This is a genomic window from Amycolatopsis thermalba (assembly GCF_003385215.1).
Lineage (GTDB): Bacteria > Actinomycetota > Actinomycetes > Mycobacteriales > Pseudonocardiaceae > Amycolatopsis_E > Amycolatopsis_E thermalba.
This window is the reverse complement of the sequence record NZ_PQHW01000060.1, coordinates 25000-42554: the sequence shown is the minus strand read 5'-3', so window position 1 is coordinate 42554 and position 17555 is coordinate 25000. Positions and strand designations below refer to the sequence as shown.

The 17555-nt window shown below is 73.1% G+C and carries 16 protein-coding genes; 13 read left to right on the top strand and 3 right to left on the bottom strand.

Features of this window, described 5'->3' with window-relative positions; genetic code table 11:
* Nucleotides 1–21: 21 nt before the first annotated feature.
* Genes D0D15_RS22470 through folP form a run of 8 tightly spaced genes read left to right on the top strand, consistent with a single transcriptional unit; the run spans nt 22 to nt 9712 of the window.
* Nucleotides 22–1257 carry a sarcosine oxidase subunit beta family protein gene (locus D0D15_RS22470; protein ID WP_115944707.1) on the top strand — a complete coding sequence of 412 codons (1236 nt, stop codon included), beginning with the start codon at nt 22–24 and terminating at the stop codon, nt 1255–1257.
* Nucleotides 1258–1266: 9 nt separating this feature from the next.
* A complete protein-coding gene (locus D0D15_RS22465; protein WP_094008190.1) occupies nt 1267–1548 on the top strand; it encodes a sarcosine oxidase subunit delta in 282 nt (93 codons plus the stop codon).
* On the top strand, nt 1545–4325 hold the full coding sequence (locus tag D0D15_RS22460; RefSeq protein WP_094008191.1) for a 2Fe-2S iron-sulfur cluster-binding protein: 2781 nt from the start codon (nt 1545–1547) through the stop codon (nt 4323–4325). The genes D0D15_RS22465 and D0D15_RS22460 overlap by 4 nt, the downstream gene beginning before the upstream one ends.
* Complete coding sequence (locus D0D15_RS22455) at nt 4318–4905, top strand: sarcosine oxidase subunit gamma (RefSeq protein WP_094008192.1); 588 nt, start codon at nt 4318–4320, stop codon at nt 4903–4905. Before D0D15_RS22460 ends, D0D15_RS22455 begins: the two co-directional genes overlap by 8 nt.
* A 20-nt stretch (nt 4906–4925) precedes the next feature.
* Nucleotides 4926–7391 carry a GcvT family protein gene (locus D0D15_RS22450; RefSeq protein ID WP_094008193.1) on the top strand — a complete coding sequence of 822 codons (2466 nt, stop codon included), beginning with the start codon at nt 4926–4928 and terminating at the stop codon, nt 7389–7391.
* A gap of 11 nt (nt 7392–7402) precedes the next feature.
* On the top strand, nt 7403–8023 hold the full coding sequence (locus D0D15_RS22445; protein WP_094008194.1) for a cyclodeaminase/cyclohydrolase family protein: 621 nt from the start codon (nt 7403–7405) through the stop codon (nt 8021–8023).
* On the top strand, nt 8020–8859 hold the full coding sequence (locus tag D0D15_RS22440; RefSeq protein ID WP_094008195.1) for a bifunctional 5,10-methylenetetrahydrofolate dehydrogenase/5,10-methenyltetrahydrofolate cyclohydrolase: 840 nt from the start codon (nt 8020–8022) through the stop codon (nt 8857–8859). The genes D0D15_RS22445 and D0D15_RS22440 overlap by 4 nt, the downstream gene beginning before the upstream one ends.
* A gap of 7 nt (nt 8860–8866) precedes the next feature.
* Nucleotides 8867–9712 carry a dihydropteroate synthase gene (gene folP, locus D0D15_RS22435; RefSeq protein WP_094008196.1) on the top strand — a complete coding sequence of 282 codons (846 nt, stop codon included), beginning with the start codon at nt 8867–8869 and terminating at the stop codon, nt 9710–9712.
* A 5-nt stretch (nt 9713–9717) separates the two neighbouring features.
* On the opposite strand, the gene D0D15_RS22430 is transcribed toward folP, so the two are convergent.
* Nucleotides 9718–10392, bottom strand: a complete 675-nt coding sequence (locus D0D15_RS22430) for a GntR family transcriptional regulator (protein WP_094008197.1) — start codon at nt 10390–10392, stop codon at nt 9718–9720.
* 61 nt (nt 10393–10453) lie between these two features.
* Between D0D15_RS22430 and D0D15_RS22425 the strand changes: the two genes are divergently transcribed.
* Complete coding sequence (locus tag D0D15_RS22425; RefSeq protein ID WP_094008198.1) at nt 10454–11827, top strand: L-serine ammonia-lyase; 1374 nt, start codon at nt 10454–10456, stop codon at nt 11825–11827.
* Nucleotides 11828–11837: 10 nt separating this feature from the next.
* Nucleotides 11838–12686 carry a formyltetrahydrofolate deformylase gene (gene purU, locus D0D15_RS22420; protein ID WP_094008199.1) on the top strand — a complete coding sequence of 283 codons (849 nt, stop codon included), beginning with the start codon at nt 11838–11840 and terminating at the stop codon, nt 12684–12686.
* A 237-nt stretch (nt 12687–12923) separates the two neighbouring features.
* Here purU and D0D15_RS22415 read toward each other — a convergent pair whose 3' ends face one another.
* The gene (locus tag D0D15_RS22415; protein WP_094008200.1) at nt 12924–13712 is read right to left on the bottom strand and encodes an IclR family transcriptional regulator; all 789 of its coding nucleotides are present in this window, start codon (nt 13710–13712) and stop codon (nt 12924–12926) included.
* Between the two features lie 120 nt (nt 13713–13832).
* On the opposite strand from D0D15_RS22415, the gene D0D15_RS22410 reads away from it, so the two are divergent.
* Both D0D15_RS22410 and D0D15_RS22405 read left to right on the top strand, forming a co-directional pair.
* On the top strand, nt 13833–14153 hold the full coding sequence (locus D0D15_RS22410; protein ID WP_094008201.1) for a bifunctional 3-phenylpropionate/cinnamic acid dioxygenase ferredoxin subunit: 321 nt from the start codon (nt 13833–13835) through the stop codon (nt 14151–14153).
* Nucleotides 14153–15322, top strand: a complete 1170-nt coding sequence (locus D0D15_RS22405; RefSeq protein ID WP_115944706.1) for an NAD(P)/FAD-dependent oxidoreductase — start codon at nt 14153–14155, stop codon at nt 15320–15322. Before D0D15_RS22410 ends, D0D15_RS22405 begins: the two co-directional genes overlap by 1 nt.
* Nucleotides 15323–15359: 37 nt before the next feature.
* Here D0D15_RS22405 and D0D15_RS22400 read toward each other — a convergent pair whose 3' ends face one another.
* Nucleotides 15360–15917, bottom strand: a complete 558-nt coding sequence (locus D0D15_RS22400; RefSeq protein WP_369806830.1) for a TetR/AcrR family transcriptional regulator — start codon at nt 15915–15917, stop codon at nt 15360–15362.
* 167 nt (nt 15918–16084) lie between these two features.
* On the opposite strand from D0D15_RS22400, the gene D0D15_RS22395 reads away from it, so the two are divergent.
* Nucleotides 16085–17554 (top strand): aldehyde dehydrogenase family protein, encoded by a 1470-nt coding sequence (locus D0D15_RS22395; protein ID WP_115944705.1) that lies wholly within the window; start codon nt 16085–16087, stop codon nt 17552–17554.
* Nucleotide 17555 lies beyond the last annotated feature (1 nt).

The window sequence follows — 17555 nt, the reverse complement described above, 5'->3', positions numbered from 1 at the left end:
CCCCTACCCGGAGCTGACGGCATGCCCCCCACCCAGCCGCCGGGCGCGCACCTGCCCGACCACCCGGACTTCCTGTGGCGCAACCCGGAACCGAAGCGCAGCTACGACGTCGTGATCGTGGGCGGCGGCGGGCACGGCCTGGCCACCGCGCACTACCTCGCGCGCAACCACGGCATCACCAACGTCGCGGTCCTGGAGCGCGGCTGGCTGGCCGGCGGGAACATGGCCCGCAACACCACGCTGATCCGCTCCAACTACCTGTGGGACGAATCGGCGGCGATCTACGAGCACGCCCTGAAGCTGTGGGAGGGCCTCGAAGACGACCTGGGCTACCCGATCCTGTTCTCCCAGCGCGGCGTGCTCAACCTCGCGCACACCGAACAGGACGTCCGCGACAGCGTGCGGCGGGTGGAAGCCAACAAGCTCAACGGCATCGACGCCGAATGGCTCTCCCCCGACGAGGTCGGCAAGGTCTGCCCGATCGTCAACGTCTCCGGCGACATCCGGTACCCGGTGCTGGGCGCGACCTACCAGCCGCGCGCGGGCATCGCCAAGCACGACTACGTCGCCTGGGGGTTCGCCCGGCGGGCCGACGAAGCCGGGATCGACCTGATCCAGGACTGCGAGGTCACCGGGTTCACCGTGGACGGTGACCGGGTCACCGGTGTGCGGACCAGCCGCGGCGACATCGCCTGCGGCACCGTCGCCCTGTGCGCGGCCGGGCACACCTCGGTGCTGCTGGACGAGCTGGGCGTGCGCGCGCCGCTCCAGTCGCACCCGCTGCAGGCGCTGGTGTCGGAGCTGCTGGAGCCGGTGCACCCGACGATCGTGATGTCCAACGCCGTGCACGTCTACGTGTCCCAGGCGCACAAGGGCGAGCTGGTGATGGGCGCCGGTGTCGACTCCTACAACGGGTACGGCCAGCGCGGCGCGTTCCACATCATCGAGCGGCAGATGGCCGCCGCGGTGGAGCTGTTCCCCGTGTTCGCGCGGGCGCACCTGCTGCGCAGCTGGGCCGGGATCGTCGACGTCACCCCGGACGCCTCGCCGATCATCGGCCGCACGCCCTACGACAACGTCTACCTCAACTGCGGCTGGGGCACCGGCGGCTTCAAGGCCACCCCGGGGCTCGGCTGGTGCCTGGCCGACACGATCGCCAACGGCGAACCGCACCCGTACGTGGCGCCGTTCGGCCTGGACCGCTTCGTCACCGGCGCGCTCGTCGACGAGCACGGCGCCGCCGCCGTCGCCCACTAGGAGCCACGCATGCAACTCATCACCTGCCCGTGGTGCGGGCCGCGCGAGGAAGTGGAGTTCCACTACGGCGGCCAGGCCCACGTCGCCTACCCGGACGACCCCGCCGCGTTGTCCGACGAGGAGTGGGCGCACTTCGTCTTCTTCCGGGACAACCCCAAGGGCCCGTTCGCCGAGCGCTGGAGCCACGCCGCCGGCTGCCGTCGCTGGTTCAACGCGGTCCGCGACACCCGGACCTATCAGTTCCTGGCCGTGTACCCGATGGGCCAGTCCGCACCGGAGGTGGCGTCATGAGCCGCATCAAGGGCTACGGCCGGATCGACCGCACCCGCACCGTCGGGTTCACCTTCGACGGCGTCACCTACACCGGGCACCCGGGCGACACGCTCGCGTCGGCGCTGCTCGCGTACGGCGTGCACGCGGTCGGCACGAGCGTGAAGTTCGGCCGCCCGCGCGGGATCGGCGCGGCGTGGGTCGAGGACCCGACCGGGCTGGTGCAGATCGAGGAGCCGTTCCCGGAGCCGATGCTGCTCGCCGCGACCGTGGAGCTGACCGACGGGCTCGTCGCGCGCGGGCTCGCCGGGCAGGGCCGGCTCGCCGAGGTGGCCGACACCGCCCGCTACGACCGCAAGCACACGCACTGCGACACGCTCGTCGTGGGCGCGGGTCCGGCCGGATTGCTGGCCGCACGCGCCGCCGCGCGGCGCGGGGAACGGGTCGTGCTCGTCGACGACCGGGCCGACGCGGGCGGGTCCCTGACCGGCACCGAGGTGATCGACGGGCGGCCCTCGCGGGAGTTCGTCGCCGATGTCGTGGCCGAGCTGGCCGCCACGCCGGAGGTGCTGCACCTGCAGCGCACCACGGCGTTCGGGCACTACGACGACGGGTTCGTGCTGGCGCTGGAACGGCGCACCGACCACCTCGGCACCGCCGCGCCGCGCAATGTCTCGCGTCAGCGCGTGCACCGGATCCGCGCCCGGCACATCGTCGTCGCCACCGGCGCGCACGAACGGCCGGTGGTGTTCGCCGACAACGACCGGCCGGGCATCATGCTCGCCTCCGCGGCGCGCGACTACCTGCACCGCTACGGGGTGCTCGCCGGACGCGAGGTCGTCGTGTTCACCACCGGCGACTCCGCCTACGCGGCCGCGCTCGACCTGGAGCACGCCGGGGCGCGGGTCGTCGTCCTGGACGCCCGCCCGAGCGCGCCGGAGTACTGGGCCGCGCTGTGCCGGGAGCGGTCGATCGCCGTCCGTCCGGCCAGCGCCGTCGTGGGCGCCACCGGCGACGGCCGGATCACCGGCGTGGACACGGTCACCGCGGGCAAGCCCGAGTCGCTGCCGTGCGACCTGCTGCTGACCTCCGGCGGCTGGAACCCGGCCGCGCACCTGTTCAGCCACGTCCGCGGCGCGCTGCGCTACGACCCGGCGCTGGGCGCCTTCCGCCCGGCCGAGCCGGTTCCCGGGGTGTCGGTGATCGGCGCCGCCAACGGCACGTTCGACCTCGCCGGGTGCCTGCGCGACGGTGCCGGGGACGACGCGCCCGCCACCCCCGCGGAGCCGGAAGCCACGCCGCCGCTGGTGCTGTGGCGCACCGAAGGCGACCCGGCCCGCCAGTTCGTGGACATCCAGCGCGACGCCACGGTCGCCGACATCGAGCGGGCGGTGGGCGCCGGGCTGCGGTCGGTCGAGCACGTCAAGCGCTACACCACCATCGGCACCGCCCACGACCAGGGCAAGACGTCCGGGGTGATCGCCTCCGGCATCGTCGCCGAGCTGCTCGGGAAACCGGTCGAGGACACCGGCACCACGACGTTCCGCCCGCCCTACACCCCGGTGGCGTTCGCCGCGCTGGCCGGGCGCGAGCGCGGCAAGCTGTTCGACCCCGAGCGGATCACCTCGCTGCACAGCTGGCACGTCGCCGCCGGGGCGGTGTTCGAGGACGTCGGGCAGTGGAAACGGGCCCGCTACTACCCGGCGCCACACGAGAACATGGACACCGCCGTGCTGCGCGAGTGCGCCGCGGTCCGCGGCGGGGTCGGCATCCTGGACGGCTCCACGCTGGGCAAGATCGACGTGCAGGGCCCGGACGCCGCCGTGCTGCTCGACCGGCTCTACACCAACATGATGAGCACCCTCAAGGTCGGGCGCGTGCGCTACGGCGTCATGTGCGGCAACGACGGCATGGTGTTCGACGACGGCACGGTGCTGCGGCTGGCCGAGGACCGGTTCCTGGTCGTCACCACCACCGGCGGCGCGGCCCGCGTGCTGGACTGGATGGAGGAGTGGCTGCAGACCGAGTGGCCGGACCTGCGCGTGCACCTGACCTCGGTGACCGAGCAGTGGTCGGTGTTCCCGGTGGTCGGGCCGCGCTCGCGGGACGTGATCGCGGCGGCCTTCCCGCACCTGGACGTGTCCAACGACGCGTTCCCGTTCATGTCCTGGCAGGACACCGAACTCGACGGCGTGCCGGTGCGCATCGCGCGCATCTCGTTCTCCGGTGAGCTGGCCTTCGAGGTCAACGTGAACTCCTGGTACGCCAGGGCGATGTGGCTGCGCCTGCTCTCGGCCGGCGCGCGCTGGCACATCACCCCGTACGGCACCGAGACCATGCACGTGCTGCGGGCGGAGAAGGGCTACCCGATCGTCGGGCAGGACACCGACGGCACGGTCAGCCCGCACGACCTCGGCCTGGGCTGGGCGGTGTCGAAGAAGAAGCGGGACTTCGTCGGCAAGCGGTCGTTCACCCGGGCGGAGAACACCAACCCGCTGCGCAAGCAGCTCGTGTCGCTGCTGCCCGCCGACGCCCGCACCAAGCTGCCGGAGGGCTCGCAGGTCGTGGAGTTCCGCCCGGACGGCACCCTGCCCCCGCCGCCGGTGCCGATGCTCGGCCACGTCACCTCCAGCTACCACAGCGCCGAGCTGGGCCGCCCGTTCGCGCTGGCCCTGGTCAAGGGCGGGCAGGCCCGCATCGGCGAAACCGTGCACGTCCCGGTCGACGGCACCCTGGTGCCGGCCGAGATCGGCGGGATCGTGCTGGTCGACCCGGAAGGAGCACGCCGCGATGGCTGAGCCCCGTCTCTACCCCACGCATCCGCTGCAGCAGTGGATTCCCGCGCTGGCGGCCGCCTCGCGCAACGCGACCGGCCTGAACCTGGAGGCCGAGCCGCCGGTGGCCGCGGTCGATCTGCGGGTGACGCCACCGGCCGACGTGCTCGGCACCCCGCTGCCCACCGAGCCGAACACCTGGGTCTACGCCGCCGACGGGCAGATCGTCTGGCTCGGCCCGGACGAGTGGCTCGTCACCAGCACCGCCGCGGACGGGCACGAGCTGGAGGCGCGGCTGGGCGCCGCGGTCCGGCCGCGCGGCGGGGCCGCCGTCGACGTGTCCGCGCAGCGCACCGGAATCCGGATCAGCGGACGGCACGCGCGGGATGTCCTGGCCACCGGCTGCTCGCTGGACCTGCACCCGCTGGCGTTCCCGTCCGGGCGGGCCGCGCAGACCACGCTCGGCCAGGCCCCGGTGCTGCTGCTCGCGCTGGGCACCGGCGACGACTTCCGGGTGTTCGTGCGGCCCTCGTTCGCCGGATACCTCGCCGACTGGCTCCTCGACGCGGCGCTGGAGTTCCAGCCCGCCGGGACCACCTCGTAGACCACAGACAGGAGACCACGATGAGCACCACACCCCGGGTTGTCATCATCGGCGCCGGCATCGTCGGCGCGAACCTGGCCGACGAGCTGACCGAACGCGGGTGGACCCGGATCACGGTCCTGGACCAGGGTCCGCTCCCGCTCACCGGCGGCTCGACCTCGCACGCGCCCGGCCTGGTGTACCAGACGAACCCGTCGAAGACGATGACCGAGTTCGCCACCTACACGGTGAACAAGCTGAAGAGCCTCGCCGTGGACGGCGCCTGGTGCTTCAACCAGGTCGGCGGCCTGGAGGTCGCCACCACCCCGGAACGCCTGGCCGACCTGCACCGCAAGCAGGGCTGGGCCACGTCGTGGGGCGTGCCCGGTGAGGTCGTCGGCCCCGAGGAGTGCGTGCGGCTGCACCCGCTGCTCGACCCCGAGCAGATCCTCGGCGGGTTCCACACCCCGACCGACGGGCTCGCGAAGGCCGCCCGCGCCGTGGTGGCCCTGCGCCGGCGGGCGGAATCCCGCGGCGCCGAATTCCACGGCAGCGTCCGGGTCACCGGCATCGCGCACAGCGGCGGCCGCGTCACCGGGGTGCGGACCACCGCCGGTGACTTCCCGGCCGACATCGTGGTGTCCTGCGCCGGGTTCTGGGGCCAGGCGATCGGCGAGATGGTCGGCATGCGGGTGCCGCTGCTGCCACTGGCGCACCAGTACGTGCGCACCGGCCAGGTGGCGGACCTGGTGGGCCGCAACGACGAGCTGACCGAGGCCGGGCTGCCGATCCTGCGCCACCAGGACCGCGACCTGTACTACCGGGAGCACGTGGACTGCCTGGGCATCGGCTCCTACGCGCACCGCCCGATGCCGGTGCGCCTGTCCGACCTGCCCGAGGTCTCCGACGACGACCTGACCGAGGCGGCGATGCCGTCCATGCTGCCGTTCACCGAGGAGGACTTCGCGCCCTCCTGGGAGCACAGCCGTCAGCTGCTGCCGTCGCTGCGGTCGGCCAAGATCGAGACCGGGTTCAACGGGATCTTCTCCTTCACCCCGGACGGCGGCCCGCTGATCGGCGAGTCGCCCGACGTCGCCGGGTTCTGGATCGCCGAGGCGGTGTGGGTGACGCACTCCTCCGGCGTGGCGCGCTCGGTCGCGCAGCTGCTGGTCGACGGCCGCAGCGAGATCTCCCTGCACGGCTGCGACGTGCACCGGTTCGACGAGATCGAGACCACCGACGCCTACGTGGACGAGACCGCGCAGCGCAACTTCGTGGAGATCTACGACGTGCTGCACCCGCTGCAGCCGAAGCTGTCGCCGCGCGACCTGCGGGTCAGCCCGTTCCACGCGCGGCAGAAGGAGCTGGGCGCGTTCTTCCTGGAGGCGCACGGCTGGGAACGCCCGCACTGGTACGAGGCCAACGCGCACCTGGTCAAGGACCTGCCGCCGGAGTGGCAGCCGCCGTCGCGGGACGCGTGGTCGGCGATGTTCCACTCCCCGATCGCCGCGGCCGAGGCGTGGAAGACCCGCACCGCGGTCGCCCTCTACGACATGACGCCGCTCAAGCGCCTGGAGGTGTCCGGCCCGGGGGCGCTGGCGTTCCTGGACCGGCTCACCACCGGCAAGATGGACAAGTCGGTCGGCTCGGTGACCTACACACTCGCCCTGGACGACGCCGGCGGCATCCGCAGCGACCTCACGGTGGCGCGGCTGGGCGAGGACCGCTTCCAGGTCGGCGCCAACGGCAACCTGGACCTGGCCTACTTCCGGTCCGAGGCCGGTCCCGACGTGCAGGTCCGCGACATCACCGGCGGCACCTGCTGCATCGGCGTGTGGGGACCGCTGGCGCGCGACCTCGTGCAGCCACTGAGCCGGGACGACTTCTCGCACGAGGCGCTGAAGTACTTCCGCTGCACGCCCGCGCACATCGCCGGGATCCCGGTCACCGCGATGCGACTGTCCTATGTGGGCGAACTCGGCTGGGAGATCTACACCAGCGCCGAGTACGGGCAGCGGCTGTGGGACGTGCTGTTCGAGGCCGGCCGCCCGCTCGGGGTGGTCGCCGCGGGCCGCGCCGCGTTCAACAGCCTGCGGCTGGAGAAGGGCTACCGGTCGTGGGGCGCGGACATGACCACCGAGCACAACCCGTACGAAGCCGGGCTCGGGTTCGCGGTGCGCAAGCAGAAGGGCGACTTCGTCGGCCGGGACGCGATCGCCGGGGTCACCGACGAGACCGTGACGCGCCGGCTGTCGTGCCTGACCGTCGACGACGGCCGCAGCGTGGTGCTCGGTTCCGAGCCGGTGTTCGTCGACGGCGAGCCCGCCGGGTACGTCACCTCCGCGGCGTTCGCCCACACCCTCGGTGTGCCGATCGCCTACGCGTGGCTGCCCGCCACCGCCACCCCCGGCACGCCGGTCGAGATCGGCTACTTCGGCCGCCGGGTGCGCGCCACCGTGGCCGCCGAACCACTCGTCGACCCCGAGATGCTGCGCATCCGGCGCTGAGGAAGGACCCCATGCGCACCCTCACCCTCGAAGCCTTCCTCGACGCGCTCGCCGCCCGGGTGCCCGCCCCGGGCGGGGGCGCCACCGCCGCGCTGCACGCCGCCCAGGGCGCCGCGCTGGTCGCGATGGTGGCCCGCTACAGCGACGGCGAGAAGTACCGGCAGGACGCCGAGGCGATCACGCAGATCCGGGACAACGCCGACGATCTGCGCACCCTCGCCCTGGCACTGGCGGAGAAGGACGCCGCCGCCTTCCAGGCCGTCACCCGCGCCTACGCGCTGCCGAAAACCACCGAGGGCGAGAAGCTGGCCCGGTCGCGGGCGATCGGCGCGGCCCTGGTGGAGGCCGGGCGGGTCCCGGCGCGGGTCATCGCGGTCGCCAAGCAGATCGTCAGCCTCACCGAACGCCTCCAGCCGATCGGCAACCGCAACGTGATCAGCGACGTCGCCGCCGCGGCCGACGCGGCGAAGGCGGCGCTGTCCACGGCGCGGGTGAACGTCGAGATCAACCTGGCCGGCATCGCCGAGGGCCCGGCGCGTGACGAGCTGGGCGCGGCGATCGCCACGGTGGACCAGGCGATGGCGCGCGCGGACGACGTGACCGCCGCCGTGCGGAAGCAGATCACGCGATGACGGCCGTCCTCAGTGGAACCGAGCTGGGCCGGCTGATCCGCGCCGGCGTCTCGGCCGACGCCGCGGCCCTGTCCGAGCGGGGCGTCCACCCCCGCCTGGCCGTGGTGGTCGCCACCGACGACGAGTCCAGCGCCTGGTACGTGCGCTCGATCGCGAAGACCGCGGCCCGCAGCGGTGTGCAGTGCGATGTGGTGGACCTCGGCGCGGGCGCCACCCCCGCCGGGATCACCGCCGAGCTGGAGCGGCTGAGCGCCGATCCGGCGGTGCACGGGATCATCCTGCAGACGCCGCTGCCCGGCGGCGCCCGGCTGGAGGAGCTGGCCACCGCCATCGACCCGGCCAAGGACGTGGACGGGGCGAACCCGGTGTCGCTCGGCCGTCTCACGGCGGGCCTGCCCGCGCACCCGCCGGCCACGGCCGCGGCGGTGCTGGCGCTGCTCGACCACTACGAGGTGCCCCTGGCCGGGCGCCGCGCCGTGGTGGTCGGGCGCTCCACCGTGGTCGGCAAGCCCGCGGCGCAGCTCCTGCTGGCCCGGGACGCGACCGTGACGATCTGCCACCGCCACACCGCGGACCTCGCCGCCTGCACGCGCGAGGCGGACGTCCTCGTGGTGGCCGTGGGCCGGGCCGGGCTGATCACCGCCGAGCACGCCGCCCCGCACGCGGTGGTCGTCGACGTGGGCACCAACCCGACTCCGGACGGTGGTCTCGCCGGTGACGCCGACGCTGGATCGCTGTCCGGCCGGGTCGCCGCGCTGACGCCGGTGCCGGGCGGGGTCGGCCCGGTCACCACCGCGCTGCTGTTGCGGCACACCATCACCGCCGCGTCCCGTTAGGACAGTCATGACCAGGACCGGGAACTCCGCCGCCGTCCGCACACCGGTGCCGGAGCTGCTGGCGCGGCCGCGCACGCTGGTGTGCGGCATCGTGAACGTGACGCCCGATTCGTTCTCCGACGGCGGCGCCTTCCACGACTCCGGGGCCGCGGTCGCGCACGGCGAACGGCTCGTGGCCGAGGGCGCCGACCTGCTGGACGTGGGCGGCGAGTCCACCCGGCCCGGCGCCCATCCGCCCGCGCTGGAGGAGGAACTGGACCGGGTCGTGCCGGTGATCGCCCGGCTGGCCCGCGTGGTGGACGTGCCGATCTCGGTCGACACGTCCCGGCCCGAGGTCATGCGGGCCGCGGTGGACGCCGGGGCCGCGATGATCAACGACGTGCGGGCGCTGCGCCACCCCGGGGCTCTGCCGGCCGCGGCTGAGCTCGGGGTGCCGGTGTGCCTGACCCACATGCTCCGGCCACCGCACCTGATGCAGCGCGACCCGCGCTACACCGACGTGGTCGCCGAGGTGCGGGACTTCCTGCGGGCCCGTATCGAGGCCTGCCGGGCGGCCGGCATCCCGGCCGGGCACCTGATCGCCGACCCGGGGTTCGGGTTCGGCAAGACGCTGGAGCACAACCTCGCCCTGCTCGGCGCGCTGCCGGAGTTCCGCGCGCTCGGGGTACCGGTCATGGCCGGCCTGTCCCGCAAGGCGATGCTCGGCCGGCTCACCGGCCGTCCGGTCGGGCAGCGCACGGTGGCGTCGGTGACCGCCGCCGTGCTGGCCGCCGAGCGCGGCGCGAAGATCGTGCGGGTGCACGACGTCGCCGCCACGCGCGACGGCCTCGCCATCCTGGAGGCGCTGCGATGAACCGGTCAGATGATCGCGCGGATCGCCTTCTCGAAGCCGGTCACGTGGGTGAGGGCCAGGTCGGCGGCGGTGTCGCCGTCGCCGTCGGCGATCGCCCGCAGCAGCGCCGCGTGCTCGCCCACGTGCCGGTCGAAGTGCGGCATCCGGTCGAGGAACAGGCAGAAGATGCGGGTCGCCAGGTTGTCGTAGCGGACCAGCGTGTCCTCCAGGTGCGGGTTGCCCGCGGCGCGGTAGATCGCGCGGTGCACCCGCAGGTCGCAGCGCATCAGCCCGGTGCGGTCGAGCGCCCGCACGTCCAGGTCCGCGACCTCGTCGGCGAGCTCGGCCAGCCCGGACTTCACCGCCGCCGCGGCGGTCTCGGCGGCACGCCGGGCGGCGAGCGGTTCGAGCTGGACGCGGATCTCCGAGATGTAGGCCAGGTCGGTGATGTCGACCCCGGTGGCGAACGTGCCGCGCCGCGGGTAGGAGATCACCAGCCGGTCCACCTCCAGCCGTTTGAGCGCCTCCCGCACCGGCGTGCGGCCGAGTCCGAGCGACGCGGACAGCGCGGTGTCGTCGATCGGCGCCATCGGCGGGATGTCCAGCATGATCAGCCGGTCCTGGATCGCCGTGTAGGCGCGCTCGGCCAGCGAGACCGGCGGGCCCTCGAGTTCCTGCGGTTGAGCGGTCACGAACCCCATCCTAACGCCTGAAAACCACGACTCGTCACTCTGGTATATCAACCCTACATCAGGAGGGACCATGACGGTCTCCGTCTTCGACCTCTTCAAGGTCGGCATCGGTCCGTCCAGTTCGCACACGGTGGGCCCGATGCGGGCCGCGTACCTGTTCGCCTCCCGCCTGGCCGACACCGGCCTCCTGGCGCGCACGGCGCGGCTGCGCTGCGAGCTGTTCGGCTCGCTGGGCGCTACCGGGCACGGGCACGGCAGCGTCAAGGCGGTCGTGCTGGGCCTGTCCGGGGAGCAGCCGCACCTGGTCGACCCGGTCGCCGCCGAGCCCGCGGTGACCGCGGCGCGGGCGGACGGCGCGATCTCGCTGCTCGGCAAGCACCGGATCGCGTTCGCCGTCGACGAGGACATCGTGCTGCACCGCCGGAAGCGGCTGGACTTCCACAGCAACGGCATGGTGTTCACCGCCTTCGGCGAGGACGGCGAGATCCTCGACGCCCGCGAGTACTACTCCGTCGGCGGCGGGTTCGTGCTCGACGAGGACGAGACCGGCCGCCGGGCGCTGGTGCCGGATCCCACTCCGGTGCGCTACCCGTTCACCACCGCCGACGGGCTGCTCGCCCTCACCCGCGAAACGGGCCTGCGCATCAGCGATCTCATGCTGGCCAACGAGTTGTCCTGGCGCGGCGAGGCGGAGATCCGCGCCGGGCTGCTGCGGATCTGGTCGGTGATGCGCGAGTGCGTGCACCGCGGCACGCACACCGGCGGCGTGCTGCCGGGCGGGCTGAAGGTGCGCCGGCGCGCCAACGACCTGCGGGAACGGCTGGAACGGGACTCGGGTGAGCCGGACGCGCTGCACGCCATGGAGTGGGTCACCCTGTTCGCGCTGGCCGTCAACGAGGAGAACGCCGCGGGCGGGCGGGTGGTCACCGCGCCCACCAACGGCGCGGCCGGGATCGTGCCCGCGGTGCTGCACTACGCGGAGAAGTTCCTGTCCGGCTTCGACGACGACGCGGCCGTGCGGTTCCTGCTCACCGCCGGGGCGATCGGGTCGCTGTTCAAGGAGAACGCCTCGATCTCCGGCGCCGAGGTCGGGTGCCAGGGCGAGGTCGGCTCGGCGTGCTCGATGGCCGCGGCCGGGCTGGCGGAGATCATCGGCGGCACCCCGGAACAGGTGGAGAACGCGGCCGAGATCGGCATCGAGCACAACCTCGGCCTCACCTGCGATCCGGTCGGCGGGCTCGTGCAGATCCCGTGCATCGAGCGCAACGCCATCGCCTCGGTGAAGGCGATCACCGCCGCGCGGATGGCGGTGCGCGGCGACGGCCGCCACCACGTGTCGCTGGACAAGGCCATCAAGACGATGCGCGAGACCGGCGCCGACATGAAGGACAAGTACAAGGAGACCGCCCGCGGCGGGCTGGCTCTCAACATCGTGGAATGCTGAGGAGACAACGATGACCCGTTCGTTCACGCTCACCCTGGACTGCCCGAACCGGACCGGGATCGTCCACGCCGTCAGCGCCTACCTCGTCGAGCACGGCGGCAACATCGAGGAGTACCAGCAGTTCGACGACCCGGTGCGCAAGCGGTTGTTCCTGCGCACCAAGGTGACCACCGACCACGAGGTGGACCTCGGCGAGCTGTCCCGCGGGTTCGAGCCGGTCGCCGCGGACTTCGCCATGTCGTACGCGTTCCACCCGGACCGCAACGCGCGCATCCTGGTCATGGTGTCCAAGCAGGGGCACTGCCTCAACGACCTCATCTTCCGCTGGCGCGCGGGCAGCCTGGGCGCGGACATCGTCGCGGTGGTGTCCAATCACGACGATCTGCGGCCGATGGCGGAGGCGGCCGGATTGCCGTTCCTGCACATCCCGGTGACCCCGGAAACCAAGCCCCAGGCCGAGGCGCGGCTGCTGGAGGTGGTGGAGGAGTACGAGGCGGAGCTGGTGGTGCTGGCCCGGTACATGCAGGTGCTGTCCGACCAGCTGTGCAAGGCGCTGCACGGCCGCGCGATCAACATCCACCACTCGTTCCTGCCCGGGTTCAAGGGCGCCAAGCCCTACCACCAGGCCTACGACCGCGGGGTGAAGCTGGTCGGGGCGACCGCGCACTACGTGACGCCCGACCTGGACGAGGGCCCGATCATCGAGCAGGAGGTCATCCGCATCGACCACACCTACGACCCGCGCGCGCTGCAAACGGTGGGCCGCGACGCGGAGGCGCTGGCGCTGTCCCGGGCGGTCCGCTGGCACTGCGAACGCCGCGTGCTGCTCAACGGCAACAGCACCGTGGTCTTCCCCTGACCCGCGACGACCGCGCGGTTCGACGACCTGCGGGCCGGGCGGAGCCTCGGTTCCCGGCGCCGGCCCGGGCCTTCGGCTACCGGGCACGGGGTCCGCGGTGACATCGGAGGTCAGCTGGAGCACAGGGCTTGTACTGCGGCTCGATCGGGTGGGTGGCGCCGCCCGGCGCGCCGGTTCGGGCGCAACACCGCGAAGTGCTCGCCAAGACGGCGATCCTGCGGCCGCGGCGGGAAGTGGTCAGCGCGGCCCGAGGTAGCCGACGCGGAAGCTGATCTCCTCCGCGCCCGCGACGATCTTCTCCGCGACGTCCGCATAGGACGACGGTTCCATCCGGTACGCCGGGCCGGAGACCGACAACGCCGCGATCACGTCCCCGTTCGCGGCGCGGATCGGGGCGGCGACCGCGTTGAGGCCGACCTCCAGCTCCTCCACCGTGCACGCCCAGCCGCGCTCGCGGACCTGCGCCAGCTCCTCGGTGAGCTTGGCCCGGTCGGTGCGCGTGTTCGGGGTGAACGGGGTCAGCTCGGCCAGGGCGGCCTCCCGGACGTCGTCGGCGGCCCAGGCCAGCAGGACCTTGCCGCTGGAGGTGGCGTGCAGCGGCGTGCGCTGGCCGATCCAGTTCCGCGCGGTCACCGCCGCCGAGCCGTAGACCTGCATGATGTTGGTCGCCTGGCCCTGGTCCACCACGGCGACGTTCACGGTCTCGTCGAGTTCCGCGGCGAGCCGCTCGCACACCGCCCGGCTCTCCCGGGACAGGTCCAGCCGTGCCGTGGTGGCGCCGGCCAGGCGGACGATGCCGAACCCGAGGCGGTACTTGCCGCGCTCGCTGACCTGTTCCACCAGCTGCCACGCCTCGAGCGCGCCGACGAGGCGGAACGCGGTCGACTTGTGCACATCCAGTTCCTGCGCGATCTCGGTGACCCCCGCCTCGCCGCGTCTGGCCAGGATGTCCAGGATGGCGATCGCCCGGTCCACCGACTGGACCTGGCTCGCGGACCCGTTCGTCGAGCGCTCGTTGTTCCGCATACCGCAACTCTACTCACATGACACAATTTCCCACTTCCAGGCCTTGACCGCTCCCGGTTCGCTGCCGCACCCTGTTGCGGATAGCACGTGTAGTTGTGCATTACACAACGGAGCCGCCTCATGATTCCCGTCTGCGCTCTCCAGGACCTCCCCGTCGGCGAAGCCGTCCGCATCGACGGCGAGGTGCCGATCGCGGTGTTCAACGTCGACGGCACGCTGTACGCGATCGACGACACCTGCACCCACCAGGACGCCTCGCTGGCCGACGGCTGGCTGGAGGGCTGCGCGGTGGAGTGCCCCCTGCACGCCTCCTGTTTCGACCTGCGCACGGGCATCCCGAGCGGGCCGCCGGCGAAGAAGCCGGTGCGCACGCACGAGGTCGTCGTGGTCGACGGGCAGGTCTACGTCAACGTCAAGGCGCCCGAGCGGATGGGGGTCTGATGCGCACGATCGCCATCGCGGGCGCGTCGCTGGCCGGCCTGTCCACGGCGCGGGCCCTGCGCGAACGCGGCTTCGACGGGCGCCTGGTCGTCGTCGGCGACGAGCCGCACCGGCCCTACGACCGGCCGCCGCTGTCGAAGGAGTTCCTCGCCGGCGCGATGTCGGCGGCCGACCTGGCGCTGGAGAGCGACGACGAGGACCTGGACGCGGACTGGCGCCTGGGACGGCGCGCGGTCGCCCTCATCCCGGCGCTGCGCACCGTCGAGCTCGATTCGGGCGAGCGGATCGTCTGCGACGGCGCGGTGCTGGCGACCGGCGCGCGGGCCCGCCGCCTGCCCGGCCCGGCGCCGGCGGGCGTGCACACGTTGCGCACCCTGGACGACGCGGTCGCGTTGCGCGCCGCCCTGGTTCCGGGCGCGCGGCTGGTCGTGATCGGCGCCGGGTTCATCGGGGCCGAGGTCGCCTCCACCGCCCGCGGGCTCGGGCTGGCGGTCACCGTGGTCGAGCAGCAGGCGGTGCCGCTCGCGGGCCCGCTCGGCGTCGAACTGGGCTCGGTCTGCGCGGCACTGCACGGCGACCACGGCGCGGATCTGGTCACCGGCGTCGGCGTGGCGGCGCTGGCCGGGGCCGGCCGGGTGAGTTCGGTCCACCTGACCGACGGCCGCGAGCTGCCTGCGGACGTCGTCGTGGTGGGCGTCGGCGCGGTGCCCAACACCGAGTGGCTGGCCGGTTCCGGGCTGGACGCGACCCGGGGCGTGCGCACCGACGCCCGGTGCGCGACCGGCATCCCGTCGGTGGTGGCGGCCGGTGACTGCGCGGTGGCGCACAACCCGTTCGCCGGGGCGGAGATCCGGCTCGAACACTGGACGAACGCGCTCGAGCAACCGGCCACCGCCGCGGCGACGCTGCTCGGCCACGAGTCCGTGCCGAGCACCCGCGCGCCCTACTTCTGGTCCGACCAGTACGGCACGCGCCTGCAGTTCGCGGGGCACCGCCGGGAGGGCGACCGGATGGAGATCGTCGACGGCGACCCGGCCGCCCGGCGGTTCACCGCGGTGTACCGCCGGGGCGATCGCGCGGTGGCCGTGTTCGCGATGAACCAGCCGAAGGTCTTCGGCCGCTGGCGCCGCGAGCTGAGCACCGCGCCGGAACCGGTGGCCCAGCCGTAGCCGCACCGGTCCTGGCCGCCCCCGCGGCGGCCAGGACTCACGGCCCGTGGACCGCCCGGCGGAAGATCGCTTCGACGTCCGAAGAGGACGGTGCGTCGTCGGTGATGGCCAGCTGCATCAGCAGCCCGCAGAACAACCCCGCCAGCACGCGTCCGGTCAGCGCGTCCGTCCGCGAGCCGAACAGCTCGATCAGCGCGTCGTCCCACGCCGCGCTCACCGGCCGCAGCCGGGGCCGGTGCATCGCCGCCACGTACAGGTCGTACTCGACCACCGTGTGCGGCCCCTCGTCCCGCACGTACCGCATCACCAGCTCCGCCAGCGCGGCCGCGAAGTCCGCATCCGCCGGCACGGTCCGCTCCCACTCCCGCAGGCGCCGGACGTTGTCCTCGGCCGCCTGCTTCAGCGCGACCTCCAGCAGGTCGTCCAGGGTGCGGAAGTGGTACGTCGTCGACCCCAGCGGCACCCCCGCGGCCGCGGCGACCGCCCGGTGGGTCAGCCCGTCGATCCCCCGCTCGGCGACCACGTCGATGGCCGCCCGCGCGATCTTCGCGCGCCGCTCGGGATCGTTGGGACGCTGCCGGCGCGAACCGGCCACCTGTGACACCACCGCACACCCCCACCCGCGAAGATTCCCGGTTAACACGATCGTAGCCGACGAGTATGGACATCCGTACGCACTCTCATGTACAAATGTACGCACTGAAAGTGCCGCGCATCACATCACCAGCGCCGGCTTGCCCGCTACCACATCGGAAAGGGCTCATGAAGGACCTGTACATCGACGGAAACTGGACCGAGGGGCGCGACGGGTCCCGCACCGACGTCCTCAACCCCTACGACGCCTCCGTCATCCAGTCGGTCGCCCTCGCCGGGCCCGCCGACGTCGACCTGGCCGTCACCGCCGCGCGCCGGGCGTTCCGCCCCGGCTCACCGTGGCGCCGCACCACCGCGGGCGAGCGCGCCGAGCTGCTCCGCCGCATCGCGGACCTGCTGGTCCGCGACCGCGAGGAGCTCGCCCGCACGGAAAGCCTGGACACCGGCAAGACCCTCGCCGAGGGCCGCGTCGACGCCGCCGCCGTGGTCGCGGTGTTCCGCTACTACGCCGCGGCGATCGCTCAGGAGGCCGGCCGCGTGGTGGACACCGGCGACCCGGGCGCGATCAGCCGGATCGTGCACGAGCCGGTGGGGGTGTGCGCGCTGATCGCCCCGTGGAACTACCCGCTGCTGCAGATCTCCTGGAAGATCGCCCCGGCACTGGCGGCGGGCAACACGATGGTGCTCAAGCCGAGCGAGCTGACCCCGCTGACCACCATCCGGCTCGGCGCGCTCGCCGAGGAGGCCGGTGTGCCGCCGGGCGTGGTGAACCTGCTGCTCGGGCCGGGCGCGGTCGGCGCCGCGATGGTCGAGCACCCCGGGGTCGACCTGGTGTCGTTCACCGGCGGGCTCGCGACCGGCGAGAAGATCATGGCCGCCGCGGCGCGCGGGGTCCGCCGGGTGGCGCTGGAGCTGGGCGGCAAGAACCCCAACGTGGTCTTCGACGACGCCGACTTCGACACCGCCGTGGACCAGGCCCTCAACGCCGCGTTCGTCCACTCCGGACAGGTCTGCTCGGCGGGGGCCCGGCTGATCGTGCAGAACGGGATCCACGACCGGTTCGTCGACGAGCTGGCCGCGCGCGCCGACCGCATCCGGCTGGGCAACGGGCTCGACCCCGCCACCGAGACCGGTCCGCTCATCTCCGCGCAGCACCGCGCGAAGGTGGAGGGCTACATCGCCGGGGCGCTCGCCGCCGGGGCCACCCTGCGCGCGGGCGGCACGCGGCCGGAGGATCCCGCGCTGCGCAACGGTTTCTTCCTCCGCCCGACCGTGTTCAGCGACTGCACCCGGGACATGGCCGTGGTGCGCGAGGAAGTCTTCGGCCCGGTCGTGACCGTCGAGAGGTTCGCGACCGAGGAGGAGGCCGTCGAGCTGGCCAACGACACCGACTACGGCCTGGCCGGCGCGGTGTGGACGTCCGACGCCGGGCGCGCCCAGCGCGTGGCCGGGGCGCTGCGCCACGGCACGGTCTGGATCAACGACTACCACCCGTACCTGCCGCAGGCGGAGTGGGGCGGCTTCGGCAAGTCCGGCATCGGCCGGGAACTCGGCCCGTCCGGCCTGCACGAGTACCGCGAGACCAAGCACATCTACCACAACATCGATCCCCGGCCGCAGCACTGGTTCAAGGGCTGAC